The 19278-nt window shown below is 36.1% G+C and carries 17 protein-coding genes; 3 read left to right on the forward strand and 14 right to left on the reverse strand.

Translation table 11 applies throughout. From position 1 onward, the window contains the following. Positions 1–50: 50 nt before the first annotated feature. Positions 51–521 (reverse strand): CYTH domain-containing protein, encoded by a 471-nt coding sequence (locus tag RCH13_RS11015; RefSeq protein WP_326987292.1) that lies wholly within the window; start codon positions 519–521, stop codon positions 51–53. Between the two features lie 202 nt (positions 522–723). Between RCH13_RS11015 and RCH13_RS11020 the strand changes: the two genes are divergently transcribed. Next, positions 724–1623, forward strand: coding sequence for a DMT family transporter (locus tag RCH13_RS11020; protein WP_326987293.1), 900 nt, complete (start codon positions 724–726; stop codon positions 1621–1623). An 11-nt stretch (positions 1624–1634) separates the two neighbouring features. On the opposite strand, the gene RCH13_RS11025 is transcribed toward RCH13_RS11020, so the two are convergent. The 11 genes from RCH13_RS11025 to RCH13_RS11075 form a co-directional block, all read right to left on the reverse strand. After that, complete coding sequence (locus tag RCH13_RS11025) at positions 1635–3665, reverse strand: TonB-dependent receptor (protein WP_326987294.1); 2031 nt, start codon at positions 3663–3665, stop codon at positions 1635–1637. Positions 3666–3689: 24 nt separating this feature from the next. Then, positions 3690–4802, reverse strand: coding sequence for a 5-(carboxyamino)imidazole ribonucleotide synthase (locus tag RCH13_RS11030; RefSeq protein ID WP_326987295.1), 1113 nt, complete (start codon positions 4800–4802; stop codon positions 3690–3692). A 4-nt stretch (positions 4803–4806) separates the two neighbouring features. Next, on the reverse strand, positions 4807–5358 hold the full coding sequence (locus RCH13_RS11035) for a DUF1543 domain-containing protein (RefSeq protein ID WP_326987296.1): 552 nt from the start codon (positions 5356–5358) through the stop codon (positions 4807–4809). 120 nt (positions 5359–5478) lie between these two features. Next, positions 5479–6471 (reverse strand): chorismate-binding protein, encoded by a 993-nt coding sequence (locus tag RCH13_RS11040; protein WP_326987297.1) that lies wholly within the window; start codon positions 6469–6471, stop codon positions 5479–5481. A gap of 30 nt (positions 6472–6501) precedes the next feature. Continuing rightward, a complete protein-coding gene (locus RCH13_RS11045; RefSeq protein WP_326987298.1) occupies positions 6502–6921 on the reverse strand; it encodes a PaaI family thioesterase in 420 nt (139 codons plus the stop codon). Positions 6922–7000: 79 nt separating this feature from the next. After that, complete coding sequence (locus RCH13_RS11050; RefSeq protein WP_326987299.1) at positions 7001–7567, reverse strand: 1-acyl-sn-glycerol-3-phosphate acyltransferase; 567 nt, start codon at positions 7565–7567, stop codon at positions 7001–7003. A 342-nt stretch (positions 7568–7909) separates the two neighbouring features. Beyond that, the gene (locus RCH13_RS11055; RefSeq protein ID WP_326987300.1) at positions 7910–9616 is read right to left on the reverse strand and encodes a PspC domain-containing protein; all 1707 of its coding nucleotides are present in this window, start codon (positions 9614–9616) and stop codon (positions 7910–7912) included. A 4-nt stretch (positions 9617–9620) separates the two neighbouring features. Then, entirely contained in the window at positions 9621–9992 is a 372-nt protein-coding gene (locus RCH13_RS11060) for a PadR family transcriptional regulator (protein ID WP_326987301.1), read from the reverse strand. Between the two features lie 281 nt (positions 9993–10273). Continuing rightward, positions 10274–12544, reverse strand: a complete 2271-nt coding sequence (locus tag RCH13_RS11065; RefSeq protein WP_326987302.1) for a GEVED domain-containing protein — start codon at positions 12542–12544, stop codon at positions 10274–10276. Positions 12545–12713: 169 nt separating this feature from the next. Further along, a complete protein-coding gene (locus RCH13_RS11070; RefSeq protein WP_326987303.1) occupies positions 12714–13001 on the reverse strand; it encodes a chaperone modulator CbpM in 288 nt (95 codons plus the stop codon). Next, complete coding sequence (locus RCH13_RS11075; RefSeq protein WP_326987304.1) at positions 12998–13918, reverse strand: DnaJ C-terminal domain-containing protein; 921 nt, start codon at positions 13916–13918, stop codon at positions 12998–13000. The genes RCH13_RS11070 and RCH13_RS11075 overlap by 4 nt, the downstream gene beginning before the upstream one ends. 229 nt (positions 13919–14147) lie before the next feature. On the opposite strand from RCH13_RS11075, the gene RCH13_RS11080 reads away from it, so the two are divergent. Further along, positions 14148–14711 (forward strand): hypothetical protein, encoded by a 564-nt coding sequence (locus RCH13_RS11080; RefSeq protein WP_326987305.1) that lies wholly within the window; start codon positions 14148–14150, stop codon positions 14709–14711. 70 nt (positions 14712–14781) lie between these two features. Further along, on the forward strand, positions 14782–16008 hold the full coding sequence (locus RCH13_RS11085) for a dicarboxylate/amino acid:cation symporter (RefSeq protein WP_326987306.1): 1227 nt from the start codon (positions 14782–14784) through the stop codon (positions 16006–16008). Positions 16009–16248: 240 nt separating this feature from the next. Here the strand turns inward: RCH13_RS11085 and RCH13_RS11090 are convergent, their stop codons facing one another. Together RCH13_RS11090 and RCH13_RS11095 are read right to left on the reverse strand one after the other, a co-directional pair. Then, positions 16249–18759: a M1 family metallopeptidase gene (locus RCH13_RS11090; protein WP_326987307.1), complete on the reverse strand. Its 2511-nt coding sequence runs from the start codon at positions 18757–18759 to the stop codon at positions 16249–16251. 106 nt (positions 18760–18865) lie between these two features. Further along, positions 18866–19090, reverse strand: a complete 225-nt coding sequence (locus tag RCH13_RS11095; RefSeq protein ID WP_326987308.1) for a hypothetical protein — start codon at positions 19088–19090, stop codon at positions 18866–18868. Between the last annotated feature and the right edge of the window lie 188 nt (positions 19091–19278).

Genomic DNA, 19278 nt, shown 5'->3' on the forward strand with positions numbered 1-19278 from the left:
GTACGGTATTTACTTTCCTGCTTTTTTTGAATTTGAAAAGTTCAGTGAGATTACTTCCACATTTTAAATGGCAACTGTGTCAAATTCGAGTTGTAATATTTTTCTTCACCGGTTACTTCCTTGGCGATCCAAGGTGGAAGGGAAAATTCCTCTTCTTCACTTTTCAGTTCAATTTCCGCAACCGTCAAACCTTTGTTTTCCCCTAAAAACTCATCAATTTCCCATATATTACCATCAAAATTGATAGTATATCTTACTTTGGAAAGTTCAGAATCAGAAAACTGATCCAATAATTCTGCAGCTTCTGCCCAGGGAATTTCATATTCAAATTCTACCCGAGTAGCGCCCACAGATTTCCCCTTGATGGTAATAAATCCTTTAGCAGAAGTTTGCCGCACCCGAATTGTTTTATTGGGATCGGTGAGCAAATAGCCTTGTCGAAAAAATTCACCTTCGGGTCTTTCTAGTTTCTCCCACTCGTTTTTATGTACTAAAAACTTCTTCTCTATTTCTACGCCCATTTTAATTTGTAATTCTTTTTAAGTCAGAATTTGCGCTCGAAATTACGAAATATTGATGGAGTGATTGACTAAATTAATTGGGATTTCATTAAAAATAATTCCCATTTTTCAGGCGGAAATCAGGAAGTAAAATCTACCTTTGCGCTATTCTAAAAGTCAAGTTATTTAGTACCGTTTTGATTAAAATATCCTTCCGATTTTAATGTTCAAAGATCCTAAATTAGTTTTCGCACTCATCACGATCGCCATTGTTTGGGGAACCACTTTTCTGGGAATCCGAATTGCGGTAGAAACTATTCCACCTTGGTTTGTGGCGGGATTGCGTCAGTTTTTAGCTGCAATCATTTTATTAATTATTCTTATTTTTTCTAAAAATCTTCAATGGATTGGCTGGAAAAATTTTGGAAATCAAATTGTTTTGGCCTCCCTCATGCTCATCGTGGCCAATGGAATGACGACCGTGGCAGAAAAACATTTAACGAGCAGTTTGGCATCTTTAATCAGTGCTACTTCTCCACTTGCCGTATTTATCCTAAGCATCTTTTTCAGTCTGCAAAAATTTACCATTCGCGGGTTAATTGGTGTTCTGCTTGGTTTTTCTGGTATCTTGTTTATTTTTAAAGATGGATTGCAAGATTTACTGAATCCAGAATATCGCATGGGCGTAATCTTTATGTTTTTTGCCATTTGCGGATGGGCGTTTGGAACCATTTACACGAAGAAAATCAATCATATTCCCCAAAATATTTCTCTGAATCTTTTTTATCAGTTCGCTTTTGCAGGCGTGATTCAGATCATTTTTGGTTTTATGTTTACGGACGAAATTAATGTTTCCACCTGGAGTTCAACAAGTATTTTAGCGACGCTGTATTTGGCTGTATTCGGTTCCGTGATTACTTTCTTTGCCTTTCATTTCGCTTTGAAAAAAATTACACCAACGCAAATTTCTGTTCTCTCCTACGTGAACACGATTATTGCCATTTTTTTGGGATGGCTCATTTTGGACGAAGAGATTTCTCTTCCTTTCATCATCGCGACTGTACTTATTATTTGTGGTGTATTTATCACCAATTATAAACCTGGAATGTTTAAAAGAAGCTGAAAATCAATTTCCTAAAATTTAACATTTACACCAAAATTGAAGGTTCGTTTTGCGGCAGGATTGTAAAAGCGATTTCCAAAGGCATTAATATCAAATCCCAAAACATACTCTGAGTTGTAGACATTTTGAATTTGCAGCACAAAATCTATTGTCGATTTTTCTATTTGAACGGGATATCGAAATTGAAGATTACCAATAAAACTGGCTTCAGAAAAAACTGTATTCCCATCATTCAATGGCAGTTTTGAGGTGTAAAAATGGGAATAATCAACGCCAAAATTTTTGAAAAAAGTAAAATTTATTAAGCTGCTTAAACTTGTTGCTGGAACACCCGTTAAATCATTTCCAGAAAAATCTGAATCTCCTTTTGTATAATTTCCAAATTTAAATTGGTAAAAATTCCCAGAAAATCTAAACTTTAAGCGTGAAAAAAAATGATTTTGCAGATCAAAATTTTTGGATTCCAATAAAATTTCTAAACCTTTTTGCACGGTATTCCCCTGATTGATAAAAAACTCTTGACCACCCTCATTTTGTCTTCTCACAATAGCATCCTTCAAACGAAAATCAAAATAACTGGCTTCTGCAAAAAATACCTTTCCAAATTGTTTACGCAGTCCAACTTCTTTATTCCAGCCATATTCGGGAATCAAAGTCATATTAAATTCCTGCGTAGAAGAGCGAATTTCTTCATTGTTTGGGGCAGAATTTCCCTTTCCAACTTTTGCCCGTAGAGAAAAGCCTCGACCTAAAAGATAAGTGACTCCAAAATTGGGTAAAATCTGATCTTTAAATTGTACATTTCCGGTTTCCCCTGCTGGAGAAATTCTCTTCCAATCATAAGAATTAGAATTTAAACTCACAGAGATATCCGTGAACAACCTTTTATCTAAATTTAATTTTTGGGAGAGAAAAAAGAAACCTGAAGTATTTTTCAGCTCATCAAAATTCTGCGGTTCATCTTTAAAACCTTTATTGTTGTCGTAATTTTTAAGAAGGATATTACTTTTTCCACCTTCATATCCAAATCTCCATTCTGCAGCCGTTGTGGCCCAATTTTTCTCATAATTTAGATGCGTTCTTAAGGCATAATTGGTCTCAAAACGATTTTCGAAATTGGTGATAAAAGGATTTTCAAAATCCACATACGATCCTTGAATCAAAATAAAATGAGTAAGTCCAGACGCAATTTTAAACTCGTGACTGAGGCCACCTAGAATCATTTTATTTCTAATTCCCGCATCTTGTTCGAGAGCTCCGGGTAAAGTTCTAGTTGCAAGTCGCGCTTGTTTTCTATCGCTTTCCATTTGTTCTAAAGTGAGTCCGCCTGGAGTTTCATAGGATAAATCGGAGACCAAAACCATTGCTTTTAAATTCGCATTTTCAGCATATTGAAAATGATCTTTCAGGAAAAGTTGTTTCCGCTGAACCGCCGATTGTTCGCGATAAGAATCTGATTGGTAATAGTTTTGAAAGATCTGGAAGAAATGTTTTCCGCTATTTTTCGAAAAATCAAAACTCTGATTAAAAGTTCCATAACTGCCAAGGGAAATATTGGATGATAAATTCTCAGTTGCTCTCGTTTTGAGTAACAATGTTCCGCCAGTTACGGCACCGAAATCCCCACTTTCAGGGCCTTTAAAAATTTCCATTCTGTTAATTAATCCTGGAGAAAGCACGTTGAAATAAGTGTTTCCCGAGGCGTCGGACAAAATAAATTCATCTAAATAAACCTTCACATTTCTCACACCAAAAGGCGACCGCAAGGAACTTCCACGCACGGCAATACGATAACTTCCGGGTGATCTTTCTTCTACTCTGCTGCCAGGATTTTGATTAATGGATTCCAATAAACGTTCTGCCGTATTGGTATTCAAAAGATTTTGAGAAATTACACCTACCGATTTTGTGGAGCCAATGAAAGATGTTGGTTTTTTGTAGGCGTCAATCTGAACTTCAGAAATAAGGGTGGCCGAATCACTGATTTGCCCAAAACTCAAACTGGAAATTCCGAAGAAAAATAGAAGTAAAAATTGATTCATTTGATTTACGCTAGAAGAAAACATTTACTCTGAAACTACTTTTGTCATGGATTTAATTTGAACCAGCTGCTTCAATAATTCTTCCCGAGAATTTGCTAAAACATTGATGTGACCCATTTTTCTACCGGGTTTGGTTTCGCCTTTTCCGTACAAGTGAACATAGGCATTTGGAAGTTTCAGCACTTCTTCTATTCCTTCGTATTTTACTTTTCCCGTGTGATTATTTTCTCCAACCAAATTTAACATTCCCGAAAAACCATTAGGAGAAGAATCTGCCAAAGGAAGATTTTTCAAGACGCGGTAAAATTGTTCAAATTGGGAATTCGCATTTCCTTCTTGCGTTTGATGTCCAGAATTATGCAATCTAGGTGCGGTTTCGTTAACCCAAACTTTGCCCTTTTTATCCAAAAATAATTCGATCGCAAATAAACCTTCACTATCCGCTGCGTCCATAAATTTTTCTGCAATTTGATCTATTTGATTCTGAACTTCTGAAGAAATATCGGTAGGACAAATGTTGAAATCCAACAAGTTCAATTTAGGGTCTGCAACCATTTCTGTCACAGGAAAACTTTTAATTTCTCCCTTTTCATTTCTTGCAATGATTAAGGACAATTCTTTCTCAATATCAACCAAATTTTCTAAAACTGAGGGCGCATCCCACATTTTGGCAAGATCAGTTTCAGACATAATGACTTGAACTCCTTTACCATCATAACCGCCTGTGTTTAGTTTTTGAACAAAAGGAAATTTCAGTATGATTTCGTCATTCAGGGATTGTATTGTTTGAAAATCAGGACTTGGAATATCATGATGCTGATAAAATTCTTTCTGGAGTATTTTCTGTTGAATAATTTTGATGATTTTGGCAGATGGAATCACTTTTACGCCGTGATTTTCCAATGCTTCCAAACCTTCTACACTTACATGCTCAATCTCAATGGAAACGACGTCTTTGTCTTTTCCAAAATTGAAAACATCTGCTTTATCATTAAAATCACCGACTGTAAAAATGGAGATTCCGGCACAAGAACAGGAAGAACTGGGATCAAGAACATAGATTTCATCATCATATTTTAAAGCCTCTTGAATTAACATGCGACCTAATTGACCGCCTCCTAAAATTCCAATTTTCATCTTCTTATTTTAATTTACTGATTTTTAAATAGCCAATATAGGTGAAATTCTCCTGATTGATTTCTTCTGATTTCTCCAAGATGATTGCATATTTTTCTTTCATTTCTGCGGGCAAAATATCGCTGACTTTGTAGATGTCATCAATGTCTACTCCAAATTTATCATCAATATGACTTGGGGCAGCTTTGAAACCGAAGGTTTTGTAAAATTCTGTTTTCTTTACGCGCTTAATTACTTGCGCCATGGTAGATTCTACCATTAAATATTTGGCATGGAACTCTTCAAAAATGCCGGGTTTATAACCGCCAAGATTAATGAAATAAATATGATTTTCTTTTTCATCACCGTTTTTTTCTACAATTTTTAATTCATAACCATCAACAAATTTCACTTCTTGATAACAGTCGATGTGAATTTTACCGTTGGCTTCTGGCCAGAAATTTTTCATGGCTGGAACTAAATCTTTCAAATTTTCTGCAATCCCAAAAAAAACATCGTGCTGCTCAATATTTCTGTTTTTGGGTTCGGCTCCGAGGAGGATATAAAATAATTTCATTTTCTATTTTTCATAAAATTCTAAGAACAAATCATGGGGATAATGAATGAAGAAAGATTTCTTTGCCTATTAATCAACGAGACGAACTTTTTCGCAATTCAAATCCCCTGAGCACCGTTACTATTTAGATGCAGAAATTTTTTCCTGAAAAAAAATATTATTTAAAACAGCCTCCGCTTTTAACTCCGTTTCTGCCCACTCCTTTTTAGGCTCACTATTCGCGGTAATTCCGCCACCAACATAAAGAAAGGCCGCATTATTTAAAAATTCTGCACAGCGTAAATTTACAAAATATTGAACCAGATTTTCGCTTTCTACTTTGATGTAACCTGCATAAAATTTGCGATTATAATCCTCAAAATTTGCGATTGCATTTTTGCAAAATTCTTTGGGTATGCCACATACAGCTGGAGTTGGATGCAGTTGAGAAATTAATTCATCTAAATTTTCTGCTTTAATCTGTACCTTAAAATCAGTTCTTAAATGTTTAATATTTCCAGAAATATGATCTTTAGTTTCGGAGATTTTAATACGTTCTGCAGGTTTTTCCAGAATTCCGGCAACAAAATTGGTTACGGTTTTTTGCTCTTCTAGTTCCTTGCTGGTCCATTGCTCATTTGTAGGAAGTGTCCCCGCAAGACTCATTGTTTCGAAGGAATTGGTTTGCTTATCAAATTTTCCTAAAACCTCGGAAAAAGCGCCCATCCAACATTTTCCCTCTTGAAGAAAAACATAAACAAAGGCATTTGCATAAGCTTTGCATAAGTTTAAAAAAGATTCCGATAAATTCACCTCTAAACCATTATATTTCAATATTTTTTTACGAGATATCACTAATTTGGGAAGTTCATTTTTTTTCACAAATCGAATGACTTCCGCAATTTTGTTTTGGTAATCATCTGCGGTCTCTGCTCTAAATTCAAGGAGTGTATTTGCAATATGACTGCTGGTCAAGGGCTTTGCTAGAAATTCTTCCCTGCTAATTTCTGTGGTTTTTCCTTTGAAATTTAACAGCGTTTCTTTGTCAAAAGGTACAAAAGATACTGCGGTGTTTTCCGAAGAAAAATCGGTAGTTAAAATGGTTTCGGAGAAGGGAAATCGAAAGTAAAGCATGAGATTCGTAATAAGTTCCGCGCTATAAATTTATTGGCGTGCAATAATATTGTTGGTCATGGTGGTGTGATTGATCAGGTGTCCTTTTTCATCCCGAATTTCTATCTCGGAAACGTGCATGGTATTCCCTTTTCGAATGAATCTGGCTATTCCCGTGACAATTCCTGATTTTTTGCTTCGTAAATGATTGGAATTAATATTGGTTCCAACAGGTGCAAATTTTTCAATATTCACGTGCAAAACCGATAGACAAGAGCCCAAAGTTTCTGCAAGCACACAACTTGCTCCGCCGTGCATAATCCCATAAGGTTGATGAACTTTTGGCGTTACAGGCATGGTTGCCGTTAAGCTATCTTCGGTAACGTCTGTAAATATAATATCTAAAGTTTTACCCAAATTTTCGCCGCCCCAGTTGTTTAATCGGTCTAAAACTTCTTGCTTATTTTCCATAATTTTCTGGATCTTGTAAAATGATGAGTTAGTAAATACCTGTCGTTTTTTTACTCTTGAATACTGTAATGTTTGGATTTTAAAAAATTTTCGGATTCCATTTTTCTGGATATTTCGGCGTAATTTTTTTGTAATACTCTTCCATTTCGTTCATGATGTCTTCATAGGTTCGGGTTTCCAAATCTTCAACGGAAATTTTATAACCTAAATGAATTTGTTTGGTGCGAAAATCCCCGGCGGAAACTACGATAGGAACTTTTGCCGCGAGAGCCATATGATAGAAACCTTTCCGCCATTTTGGCACCCAACTTCGCGTTCCTTCTGGGGTGATGACCAAACTGAAATCATCTTTTGCAAACTGTTCTACTACAAATTTTATCAAATCATTTTTCTGCGAACGGTCGATTCCAACACCCCCCAAAGCCTTCACCAAAAAACCATACCAAGCTTTGGTGTGTTCGTCTTTGATAATGACTTTCAAAGGTTTTTCTAATGACCAATAGGCTAAGTTACCGAGCAAATATTCTTCATTCGCCGTGTGAGGTGCTACCACAAGTATACAGCGGTTCAAGGTTTCTACATCACCTTCAAGGACAACCTTCCAGCCAATTAATTTCAATATTAACTTCGCAAATAATTTTTTCATAGATATAAACTTAGACTCGGATTTAAACAAAAAAGTATAACCAACATGCAGCGGTTATACTTTGTAAATATATTGATATTATTTTTTCTAAAACAAATTGCTAACGAAATCTACAATCTTAATCGCGATTTCAAATACGAACTGTACCATATTGTAGTAATTTTAGTGTTAATGAAATAATTAACTGCACGAAATTAGTAATTTAAATGTTGATACAAAAGATTGTGCTGTTAAATTTTATTTAAATTTTAAGAGAACAAGCGAAAAGCGAAGTTTTCTGGGATCAAAATCCTCTTGAGGAAAGATTTAGCTAGAAGTTTCGCTTTTGCTTATCCACTCTCATTAGTTGGTTCTGATGGATACCTCTTTCTTTCCGCTATTAATAGAGATGTCTACACCTTTCACATTGTCAAAATCATCTTTTATTGAATCAATCATCCGATCTGCTTGTTGCTTTGGAACTTTTCTTCCGTTGATGATCACACTGTCTTTATCATTCTCATTATACTGAATGTTTGAACCATTGATATTAATTCCTTTTTTACCGATGACAATATTATTTGAGCCCGTGTTATTATCTTCGAAAGAATTATTATCCGAATCGTCTTCCAAGTCCAAGACGTTGTCTCTTACTTTGAAAATCTTAGTTTGTTTGGGAACGACCAGCTCATAATTCACATTGTAATCACGGAATCGCTGATCGTATGGGTATTTCATAAAATTAGGGAATAAGATTCTGTTACCCTGAATTTCTACAGGAACTTCTAACTGAACCGGAATATTATAACCTTTTCCATCTTTTTTAATAATCAGGTATGGTGTTATCACATCTGATTTTCTAGTGACGTCAATCGAGGGGTAATCTTGTTCATACACGAATTTCTTATCAGAAAAAATATCGTCATCATAAGCCGTGAAATTTTGTGGAATCGTAACTTGCTTCATATCAATGTATAAACTATCAGAAGTGGTGCTGATTTCAACATTTTGAGTATCTTCTTTATTCCCTTTTAAGAAGGCTTGATTTTTTGCCATACTTAAACCAAAGTAAGCTCCAAGGGCCATCAAAATAATAAACAATGCACCAATCACCCATCCGATATTTCTCAATCTTGTTTTAGGAGAAAAAAGTTTAATACTAAGTAAGGTAAATATAATGGCTGGAATTAACGATCCGATGATAATAATTACGGATAAAATTCTGTATAAACCATCGTCACCAAAATAGAATTTCATTTCATTCGCACCTGGAAAGTTAGAATCTACACCAAACATTCCGACCAATACGAATACTCCAATAATGCTGCTTACGGCCATTATAGCAAAGATCCCACCCAGAACATATCTCACTACATTCCAGATTCCGTTTCCGGCATTGTTAATGTACGGTTTGTTCTCCGTATACATTTCTCCAACTCTTTGGGTAGATTCATTCGCAAACTGAACTAATTTATTGGATTCACTTTTTAGGTTATCAAAGTTCATGGGCTTTCCCTGCATTTTTAAAAAATCGGTTGCCGTTTCTGCTTTAGGTAGAACAATCCAGAGAATTACGTAGATAATTCCAATTAAAGTAGTTGAAATTGCAGCGGTAAAAATCCCTAATATGGCAATTCCTAACCAAATTGCACGCATTGCGGTAACATCCATTCCAATGTACTGTGCTAAACCTGCACAAACCCCAGCAATTTTTTGTTTTTCTGGATCGCGGAAGAGTTGTTTGTTAAAGGTTGCATAGCTTGCAGTGTTTCTTTTCGCATTCGCGGAAGATTCTGAGTAGTAAGCTTGTTCTTGTTCTTCAATCTGCTCTGGCTGACCGATTTGAGAAATTACTTTTTCTACGTCTGTATCATTAATAACTTCACGTTTGTTCAACGTTTCATTAAAAATTTCTACCATTCTGATCTCGATATCATGCATTACTTCATCTGCTTCTGTAACATCTAAAGAATTTCGCAGGGCTGCAAGATAATCGCTGAGTTTAATGTACGCATGCTCCTCGATAATGAAAGAGAAACCGGCGAGTCCTATTGAGAGTGTCTTGTTCATAGTTTTAAGAATTTAAATCGAGGGAGTTTCCTGGGGCTTCCTTCTCGGTGGTGTTTTTAGTAATTTGATTAACAGAATTGGTTAATTCTTGCCAAGTGGAGGATAGTTCTGTAAGAAATAATTTTCCTTTCTCCGTGATCTGGTAATATTTTCTGGGTGGTCCTCCAGTAGATTCCTCCCATCTGTAGGAGAGAAATTCACTATTTTTCAATCTTGTGAGGAGCGGATAAAGAGTTCCCTCCACTACATCTAGTTTTCCTTTTTTCAGTTCATCAATCAAATCAGAAACATACATTTCTCGCTGATGGATCAAACTTAAAATACAGAATTCCAGAATGCCTTTTCGCATTTGCGCTTTGGTGTTTTCTGTGTTCATTATTATTAAATTTTTAATTTTTTTAAAAGTAAAACAGAGGTCTCTCTCAATCTTACTATGCAAAGATATGTTATTATTTTAGTATTATGCAATACAAAGTAGTAAATATTTACATTTATTTTAAAAATAATTTTCGATCACCCGTATGGAGTTCATTTTAAAGCCTATTACCATTACATTTTACCCCATTAATAAAATCAAATTTATTTTATGTTGAATCCAAAAAAAATCCGCCTCATTGCTGAGGCGGACTTTATAAAGTAGCAATTTTGTTTAAAATATTACTTTTTGATCGCTTTAATTGAACGAACTGAACCGTCTTCCATGTTAAGATTAACAATGTATAATCCAGTTTTCAAATCAGAAACCTGTAAAGTTGCACTAGGTGCCATTACTTTAACTTGTCTTCCAGACATATCACTAATAGAAATTGATTTAACTCCTTTTACATCAGAAATATTTAATACATCTTGGAATGGATTAGGGTAAACAGCTACTGTAGATTTAGTAACTGCAGCCGTAGCCAATGTTTCTTTGATTTCTAAAGTATAATCTTCAACTTGACCATAGGTAGAAGTTCCGCAAGCTGTATTATTACCGCCAATTAGAGGATAGTTCAATCTTACTCTCATTCTGGTGTTTCCTAATTTTGCGGTGTTAGGAATTGTAATGGTCCCAGTTGATGTTGCTGCAGGAGCAAGCGTTACTTTTTCTGTAGCATCATCAAAGTTCCCATCTTGGTTGTAATCAATCCATACATAAGTCTCATCACTATCAAAACCACTAATGGTTACTGCTACTCCATAAGAGCTGTTTCTATTAACAGGTGCTGCAGATAGAGCTGTAAAGTCTTCATATCCTGCTGTAGATGTAGATGGATTGTTAATAACAGTACCTAAAGTAACATTGCTGATTTTTTCAAAAGAAGTACTTGTAGCACCTGCTGTACAATAAACCGCTGCAGCAGCTGTGAAACTAATCTCTGTACAAGATTGTGCCTCTCCGATTGTGTTGAAAGGAACTACTTTCGCGTAATACATTGTACCTGCTGTTAAAGAAACTTGATAAGATGTACCATTTACGGTAACACCATTTAAAATATCTGTTCCATTTGGAGTAGTACCTACGAATAATTTATATCCAGTTGCAGTTGCTGCTGGAGCCCAAGTCATCAATCCGTTTGCTGGGAAATTTGTAGATAAGTTTGTAGGCGCTGTAAATGTAGTACACACCGGTGCTACACTTGCTACTGTAACAGATACTGAGTAATCCTCAGTTTGTCCATTAGTCATATTTGCACAAGGATCTGTTAATGTTGGTTGTAAAACTGCACCTCCACCTTGGAAATTATACTTTACTCTCATTCTTTTAGTCCCTGGTGTTACTCCACTTGGAACAGCGATAGATCCTGATAAGTTAATTGGATTACCTGAACCTGAAACGAAAGGTGCATTTTGGAAATATTTCTCATTGGCATCATTAAAGTCACCATCTTCATTCCAGTCAATAAATGCAGCCATGGCAAAAACATTTGTTCCTAATCCCGTTCCGATCGCAGTTAAATTATAACTTGTACCAGTTACAACATTAAATACAGTAGAAGTAAAATCTTCATAAGCAGGTGCACCTGTAGCCGCCGAGGAAGTATTAGTAACACCATTTAAAGTTACTGACGACAACGGATACACTGTAGAACTAGCTGTAATACCACCACAGTAAGCAATTGTAGTATTAGTGGTAAATGAAATTTCTCCACATGATTGAGCATCACCGATTGCATTAGATGGCACTACCGAAGCGTAATATAATGTAGATTTCGCTAAACTTACATTTAAACTTGTTCCAGCCACTGTTCCAGCGAACAATTCTGATCCCCCTGGAGTTGTACCTACTTTAACTTTATAGTTAACTGCAGTTGGCACAGCATCCCAAGTTATTTTACCAGTACCTGCACTAATTGTAGATCCAGCTACGGGAGCAGTAATAGTAGTGCATGCCGGAGCTGTAGTTACCGTGTTATCTTGGGTAATCAAGATATCATCTAAGAAAATTCCTGCATTTGCAGTGCCTGATCGAACAAACCAAGCTCCGATACCTACAATTGCACCTGGCTGAATAGCGCCCGTTGGTACAGCAGCAATTAAAGTGCTGCAGGTTGTAAGTTCAGCGGTTGTAAGTGTTACAGGTGTTCCTACATAATTAATAGACCACTGGTTAGTAGCTGAATTAAAAACAAAGTAAGCCGGATAAAGTGTTCCTGCTACACCGGCTGCTTTTTTATAACTCACTCTAAAATCAACTCTCTGACCGTTACTAGTCTGACCAATTGTACTTAAGTCAATCATAAAACCAGTTTGTGATAAAGATGCTGTGGTTAAAAGCTGGCCACCAAAACCACCTTGACAAGCTGCACCTGCGGTTTGACTACCGCCACCAAATTGCTTGTAAATTGTGGTATTATATCCTGGATTTTCAAAATCCCCAGTGTAAGTATACTGAGCACTTGAACTAATTCCTAGTGCTAAAAAGCACGATAGTAAAAATTTCTTCATAATAAAATAAATTTGTTAAACATGTCAAAACTAATAATTTTAATCCATTTATACCTTATAAAATCTCACAAATAGACTAAAATCAATAAATTATTCATAAAACGCTTCTGCTATTTTTGTGCGCTGCAGAAGCAGGTACTATTCTAGGCATTGTATTTCTATATTTTACTTAAAAACTTTCCAAATTAACAGTGCGGTTTAACCTCCTGTTTTCCGCCTGCAAGTCGTCAATTTTTTGCAAAAGATGGTTCAAAACTTCTAAACCCGCTAAATTAACTTCCAAATCATAATGCCAATTCGTGAATTTTTCAAAAGCTGGAAGTTCTTCGAAAAGTAAATACGTAATTTGATTTTCACTCTCCGTTTTTACTAAGCCTGAATCTTGCAGCGCATTAAAAAAATTGATCTCAATCCCATAGATTTCTACGAGTTTTTCGCGTGATATTCGATTGCTCATTTTTGTAAATTTTTAATTTGTTCAAATAATTCCTTTTGCTTCTCCGATAGATTTTTCGGAATGTTCACTTTATAGGTGACTACTAAATCTCCAAATTCTCCCTCTTTTTTATAGACGGGGAATCCTTTTCCTTTTAATCGAACTTTTGTTCCGCTCTGTGTTTCTGGTTTTACTTTTAAGTTCACATCGCCGCTCAATGTGGGAATTTTGACTTCACCTCCTAAAATCGCCGTGTACAAATCTATTTCTACTTCGGAACTTAAATTATTCCCTCTTCTTTTAAAATGAGAATCTTCCTTTATATTAAAGGTGATGATTAAATCTCCAGCCGGACCACCATTAACACCGGGATTTCCGTAACCGCTTAATTTAATTTTCTGGCCATCTTCTACTCCAGCAGGAATGGTTATCCGCACTTTTTTTCCATTGATGTCAAAAGTTTGTTGATGAGTTACCGCTACATCCTTTAGATTTAAATTTAATTCTGCAGAAACATCTTGCCCTTTAAATTTTCCCGACGCACTTCCGCGGGAACTGCGACCGAAACCACCTCCATTATTTCCTCCAAACATATTCTGAAAAAAATCTGAAAAATCTTCACCTTCGCCAAAATCTGCGCCGGAGTAACCGCCGCCTCCCTGGCTTTGATACTGTCTTTGTTGTTGTTGTTCCGCTTGTGCATATTGCTCCCCATGTTTCCAATTCTCACCGTATTGATCATACTTTTTACGATTCTCTGCGTGGCTGAGAACTTCATTCGCCTCGTTCAGTTCTTTAAATTTTCTCTCTGCTTCTTTATCACCCGGATTAACATCGGGATGATATTTTCTCGCGAGTTTTCGGTAGGCTTTTTTTATTTCCTCCGAACTTGCAGATTTACTAATTCCTAAAATCTTGTAATAATCCATGTAGGCCATAATGCGATGCTTTTTTCAAATTTACAAAAAATCAAAATGCCTGGTCTTTAAAAATTTACTATTTGTTTTTCGTAGCAAAAGGTTTTTAAGGCTTTAGAATTACACTTTGCATCCCTGCTAATTTTCAATTTGTTTGTAAATTCACCTGATGAAAAAGCTGACATTGATTTTCTTAGTATCATTTCTCCTAGGTTGCAATCAAAAGTCCACCGAAGAAAAGACTTCGAAAATGAACGAAATAAAAAATCTGCCGGAAGAAAAACCTTTGGTAGAAAAGATTTCGCCCGAAGCTAAAACCGAAGACATTTTTCGCGCCCTCAACGAGGAGTTACTTTTACTATTAAAAAATAAAAATTTCCAGAAGTTTGCAGAATATATTCATCCCGATAAAGGAATTGCTTTTTCGATGTACGCTTACCTCAACCCAGAAAGAAACAAGCATTTTACGAAAGCTGAATTTTTACAATACAGCTCAACTTCCACAAAATTTACGTGGGGAACAAAGGACGGAACAGGCGATTTGCTGCAGCTTCCCATTCAGAATTATATAGAACAATGGGTGTTCAAAAAAGATTTTAGTAAGAGTGAATACGCTTTTGACTCTGTTCTAAAGTCTGGTAATTCCCTAAATAATCTAAAAGAAGTCTATCCTCAAAATCATTTCACCGACAATTACATACCAGGCAGTGAACAGTACGCAGAAATGGATTGGAAAATCCTGCGTTTCGTTTATGAGGAAATTGAAGGCAAAATTTATTTAGTTGCGGTGATTAATGATGAATGGACGACCTGATTTTAATCGAAACTATTTTATTCTGCCTTTTTAAAATTTACATTTATCTTTGATCAAATTTATTGGGATTATGGAAGTTTTAAAAAACTATTCGGGCATTATTTTACTTTTAGGAGGAATCATTCTGGGAAGTTTGGTGGGCATTTTTTTTCCTGATGTGGTTCCATTCCTGAAACCTTTGGGAGACATTTTTTTAAATCTTTTATTTGTAAGTGTAGTACCGCTAATTTATTTTGCGGTGGCTAATTCCATCGCAAGTGTAGAGAAAGCTGGAAAATTCGGGAAGATTATTTTCTCTATGATTTTCACCTTTTTGCTTTTCATTATTGTTGCTGCCCTATTTACCATAGCCGCGGTCTATTTTTTCCCAACCGAAGCTTTACCGTCTACTTCCCAAGAAACCATTGAAAGCGCGACAGATGAACCGTGGGGAGATAAAATTGTTCAATTTTTTACAGTCGGAGAATTTTCAGAATTATTTTCTCGTCAAAATATGCTTGCCCTTTTAATTTTTGCGTTTCTCACCGGAACTGCGGTCAGAAAAGCAGGGGAAGCGGGAGAAGTTTTTCGTTCTTTTTTAGCTTCTGGTTATGAAGTGATGAAAGAATTACTTTTGATCGTGATGAAAATTGCACCCATCGGTTTAGGAGCGTATTTCGCGTATCAAGTTGCAACAGTTGGACCGCAACTTTTTGGATTTTATGCGAAACCCCTTGGTTTATATTACACTTCAGGAATTGTCTACTTCTTTGTTTTCTTTACGATTTATGCCTTTGTAGCCAAAGGTAAAATCGGAGTTCGCCAGTTTTGGAAAAGCAACATTTACCCAAGTTTAACCGCAATTTCCACCTGCAGTAGTTTCGCCACAATGCCTGCAAATTTACAAGCAGCGGCAAAAATTGGCGTCCCTAATGCCATCGCAAATTTGGTAATTCCTATTGGAAGTACGCTGCACAAGAATGGATCTTCCATGTCTTCTATTGTTAAAATTTATGTCGCATTTTTGATTATCGGCAAGGATTTTTTTGATCCTATGAATTTACTTTTAGCCATCGGAATTACTGTTTTTGTGAGTATTGTGGCGGGCGGTATTCCCAACGGCGGATATATTGGAGAAATGCTGATGATTTCTGTTTACCAATTGCCACAAGAAGCCATACCTGCTGTGATGATTATAGGAACTCTGGTGGATCCTTTGGCAACCGTGCTTAATGCAACCGGCGATACGGTCGCGGCCATGTTTGTGACGAAAATCTCTGGAGAAAAATTCGAAGTTCCAAAGGAAGTTATACTATAATTTTCCTGTGAAACTTATCGCTTATTCTTTAGTGGAAATAAATGTAAGCCACATTTAATATGTGAGTTAAAAAAAAGGATAGTCTCCAACAACATAATTTGAGCAATGTTGAGAAATTTGACCATCAAAAAGCAGTTTGCTTAAATCATAAAACTTAAAAGGGTAATAGAATCCGAAAAATAAATCCACAAAAAAAGGCCATTTCTCTCGAAATAGCCTTTTCTACTTTATTCAACTCAATTATTTATAAGATTCAATCGTTTTATTAATCAAGTCAATTTGCTTGTTAATCGTAGGACTTGTCGGATTGGCTTTTAAAACCACCATCTTTTTGGCGAGTCCATCTTGTAAAATCTTTACAATCATCATTTTCGCTTGCGGGTTTTGAGCAATTTGAGATTTTACCTGACCCAAAATTTTGGTTACATTTTCAGTAGCCTTCAAGTTATCTGAACTCATGATCCAATTAAAGCCATCTTCTGCAGCCGCACCCAATTCTGGATTTTGGAATTTTAAAAACGGATAAAATGCAGCCGTTGAAGCGATCGCGGGCATTTGTTTTTCAATCTTATTTTTCACAATAACCGGCAACATAGTCGCGATCAAATCGTCGCTGGCTCCTTCTAAATCAATTTTATCTGCTAAAGCAACTACTCTTACTGGATCAATTACCGAAATGGCAGAAAGTGAATTGGCTTTTACTGCATTGGAAACCGCATTCATTCCTTTTTCAAAAAGGGGTAAATATTTTTTGTCTTTCGTCTTCGCTAAAGCAGAGAGTGCCTCACCTTGAACCAAAGTTTTCGGATCATTGGAGGCCATTTTTTCTACTTCCGAAAGCATTGCTTTTGCTTGATCAGCTTTAGATAAATCTAATCCAGTCAAAGCTTTCATGCGAATTCTAAAGTTGGTATCTTTTAATGCAGCTGCTAAAATTTTCAGGGAAGTGGCGTCTTTTGCAGCATTTTCTGTGGCATAATCCACGGCTTTGTACCTGCTTAAAAAATCCTTCGAATTCTGATATTGCACCATCAATTGTTCCGGTGTTTTGGTATCTGTAAATTCTCCTACCAAAACTCCATCTGCGTTGATATTTACAAATTCTGGATTCTTCGAAACAGAAAAGGTAAAATCATTCTTCTCTTTCGCATTGACCCACACCTTTTTCCGGGCAGGTTTTCCATTTTCGTAAAGATCTATGGCCAAAGGAAACTGGAAATTTTGTCCAATTTGAGTTTGATTAATCGTTACTGTTACTTGTTTTTTAATGGGTTCAAAAGTGGTGGAATACGATAATTTTGGATGACCGTTTCCATAATACCATTGGTTAAAAAACCAGTTTAAATCTTTTCCTGTTACTTTTTCCAAAGACAATCGAAGTTGCTGCGCTTCTCCAGTTCCATATTCATTGGTTTTCAAATAATCTGTAAGTCCGGTGAAAAAGGCATCATCTCCTAAATAATTTCTGAGCATATGAAGTATCAACCCACCTTTCGTGTAAGAAACACCATCAAACATATCTTCTCTGTTGTGGTAATTAAACCGCACCAAATCTTTCGTCACATTAGAAGGATCCATAAAATAGGCTCTGGAATCTTTCATCAATTCAAAATCCGCGTTGTCTTTTCCGTACTTGTGCTCATTCCAAAGATATTGCGAATAGTTGGCGAAAGATTCATTTACGGTAAGGTTACTCCAGCTTTCTGCCGTCACTAAATCACCAAACCAATGGTGAAATAATTCGTGCGCGATCGTATCTTCCCAGCGGTTTTCATCAATTAAATCTCCCGGTTTTTGTTGTGCAGCTTCCTGATGAAGTACTGCAGTCGTATTTTCCATGGCTCCAGAAACGTAGTCTCTAGCGGTCATTTGAGAATATTTTGACCAAGGATAATCATAGTTCAATCTCTTGGAAAAGAATTCCATCATTTCTGGAGTGTTTCCGAAAATCTGTTTCGCGTAAGGCTCAAATTCTTTTTCTACATAATAATCTACGGAAATATTTCTCCATTTGTCTTTAACGACAGCATAATCCCCAACTCCCATAAAAAATAAATAGGGCGCATGTTTTTTATCCATAACCCAGTGGTCTGTTCGCAAACCTTTGGCTTCCTTGGTGGAAGATTTCATCAATCCATTCGATAAAGTCACGTATTTATCCGGGACGGTCATGTAAATTTCTTGCGTGGTTTTTTGATTCGGTTTGTCTACAGTTGGAAACCAGGCTGAACTTGCCTCTGTTTCGCCTTGGGTCCAAATCTGCGTGGGTTTATCTGCATCTGTTCCTTGGGCATTCACGAAATACAAACCTTTCGCATCACTAATTGCGGCGCTGCCTTTCTGCTTTACTTCATTTGGGCGCGCTGTATATTTAATGTAAACCGTGTATTCTTGATTTCTGGTATAGGTTTTATCCAGATTGATAGAAAGCATATCATCTTGATACTGGAATTTTAAAGGTGCTTTTTTTCCTTTCTGATCCAACGCTACTTCATGAATGAGCATTCCTTTCGCATCCAAAATAAGGGAATCACTTGGATAAAAATAAGGCGAGGCAGTAAGCCACTCTTCACCACTCATGTGTTCTTTTTGATAATCAAAACTCACCTTTAATTTGGTGTGTTTCAGCTCTGTTGTTTTGGTGTGGGTTTGTCTGTAAACTTCGGTTCTGCCAGAAGTTTCGGTTTGTGCATACAGATTTGCCGAAAAGAAAACTCCAAGTAAACTAATGGAGATCATTACTTTTTTCATGTGTAATATTATATTTTTTAAGGTTCAATGGAATCAACTATCTCCAGTTGTGTTTTAAACAACTTGTCGATAATGGTAATTTCATTTGCTATTTGGTGAAATTTTATTAAGATTTTTTATTGACGAAGGTTTCGAATAAATCATTAACAAAGGATTCATAATCGCCGCTTTTGAGTTGCTCTTTGCTTTTGTTAACGGCTTTTTTCAAATCACTTTCGGAAGTTTCTTCGTTGATGAGTTCCACTGATTTTATTCCTCTAATTTGAATTAATAATTCCGATAACTTGCCCAAATCGGCATTGTCTTCGAGGTTGATTTTTAATGATTTCATGTCTTCAATTGGTTGAAAATAATTATAAAATGTTACATTTCAATAAATATCGACAAAAACTAAATTGTGATCGGAAATTTTTCGGTCAATCGTTATCATCTCAGCTTTGTACGTTCTATTTCTTAGAAATCCACGTAATAAAAAAAATCTCGCCATCAATGACGAGAAAAGATGGCAAAGCTGCCAAA

The organism is Chryseobacterium sp. MP_3.2, assembly GCF_035984805.1.
GTDB lineage: Bacteria > Bacteroidota > Bacteroidia > Flavobacteriales > Weeksellaceae > Kaistella.

Excerpts from the sequence above, each read along its gene's own strand:
- RCH13_RS11015 (WP_326987292.1), bottom strand. The coding sequence starts at position 521 with ATGGGCGTAGAAATAGAGAAGAAGTTTTTAGTACATAAAAACGAGTGG.
- RCH13_RS11045 (WP_326987298.1), bottom strand. The coding sequence starts at position 6,921 with ATGGAAAATAAGCAAGAAGTTTTAGACCGATTAAACAACTGGGGCGGC.
- RCH13_RS11030 (WP_326987295.1), bottom strand. The coding sequence starts at position 4,802 with ATGAAAATTGGAATTTTAGGAGGCGGTCAATTAGGTCGCATGTTAATT.
- RCH13_RS11075 (WP_326987304.1), bottom strand. The coding sequence starts at position 13,918 with ATGGCCTACATGGATTATTACAAGATTTTAGGAATTAGTAAATCTGCA.
- RCH13_RS11085 (WP_326987306.1), top strand. The coding sequence starts at position 14,782 with ATGGAAGTTTTAAAAAACTATTCGGGCATTATTTTACTTTTAGGAGGA.
- RCH13_RS11090 (WP_326987307.1), bottom strand. The coding sequence starts at position 18,759 with ATGAAAAAAGTAATGATCTCCATTAGTTTACTTGGAGTTTTCTTTTCG.
- RCH13_RS11035 (WP_326987296.1), bottom strand. The coding sequence starts at position 5,358 with ATGAAATTATTTTATATCCTCCTCGGAGCCGAACCCAAAAACAGAAAT.
- RCH13_RS11025 (WP_326987294.1), bottom strand. The coding sequence starts at position 3,665 with ATGAATCAATTTTTACTTCTATTTTTCTTCGGAATTTCCAGTTTGAGT.
- RCH13_RS11080 (WP_326987305.1), top strand. The coding sequence starts at position 14,148 with ATGAACGAAATAAAAAATCTGCCGGAAGAAAAACCTTTGGTAGAAAAG.
- RCH13_RS11040 (WP_326987297.1), bottom strand. The coding sequence starts at position 6,471 with ATGCTTTACTTTCGATTTCCCTTCTCCGAAACCATTTTAACTACCGAT.
- RCH13_RS11065 (WP_326987302.1), bottom strand. The coding sequence starts at position 12,544 with ATGAAGAAATTTTTACTATCGTGCTTTTTAGCACTAGGAATTAGTTCA.
- RCH13_RS11050 (WP_326987299.1), bottom strand. The coding sequence starts at position 7,567 with ATGAAAAAATTATTTGCGAAGTTAATATTGAAATTAATTGGCTGGAAG.
- RCH13_RS11070 (WP_326987303.1), bottom strand. The coding sequence starts at position 13,001 with ATGAGCAATCGAATATCACGCGAAAAACTCGTAGAAATCTATGGGATT.
- RCH13_RS11055 (WP_326987300.1), bottom strand. The coding sequence starts at position 9,616 with ATGAACAAGACACTCTCAATAGGACTCGCCGGTTTCTCTTTCATTATC.
- RCH13_RS11095 (WP_326987308.1), bottom strand. The coding sequence starts at position 19,090 with ATGAAATCATTAAAAATCAACCTCGAAGACAATGCCGATTTGGGCAAG.
- RCH13_RS11060 (WP_326987301.1), bottom strand. The coding sequence starts at position 9,992 with ATGAACACAGAAAACACCAAAGCGCAAATGCGAAAAGGCATTCTGGAA.
- RCH13_RS11020 (WP_326987293.1), top strand. The coding sequence starts at position 724 with ATGTTCAAAGATCCTAAATTAGTTTTCGCACTCATCACGATCGCCATT.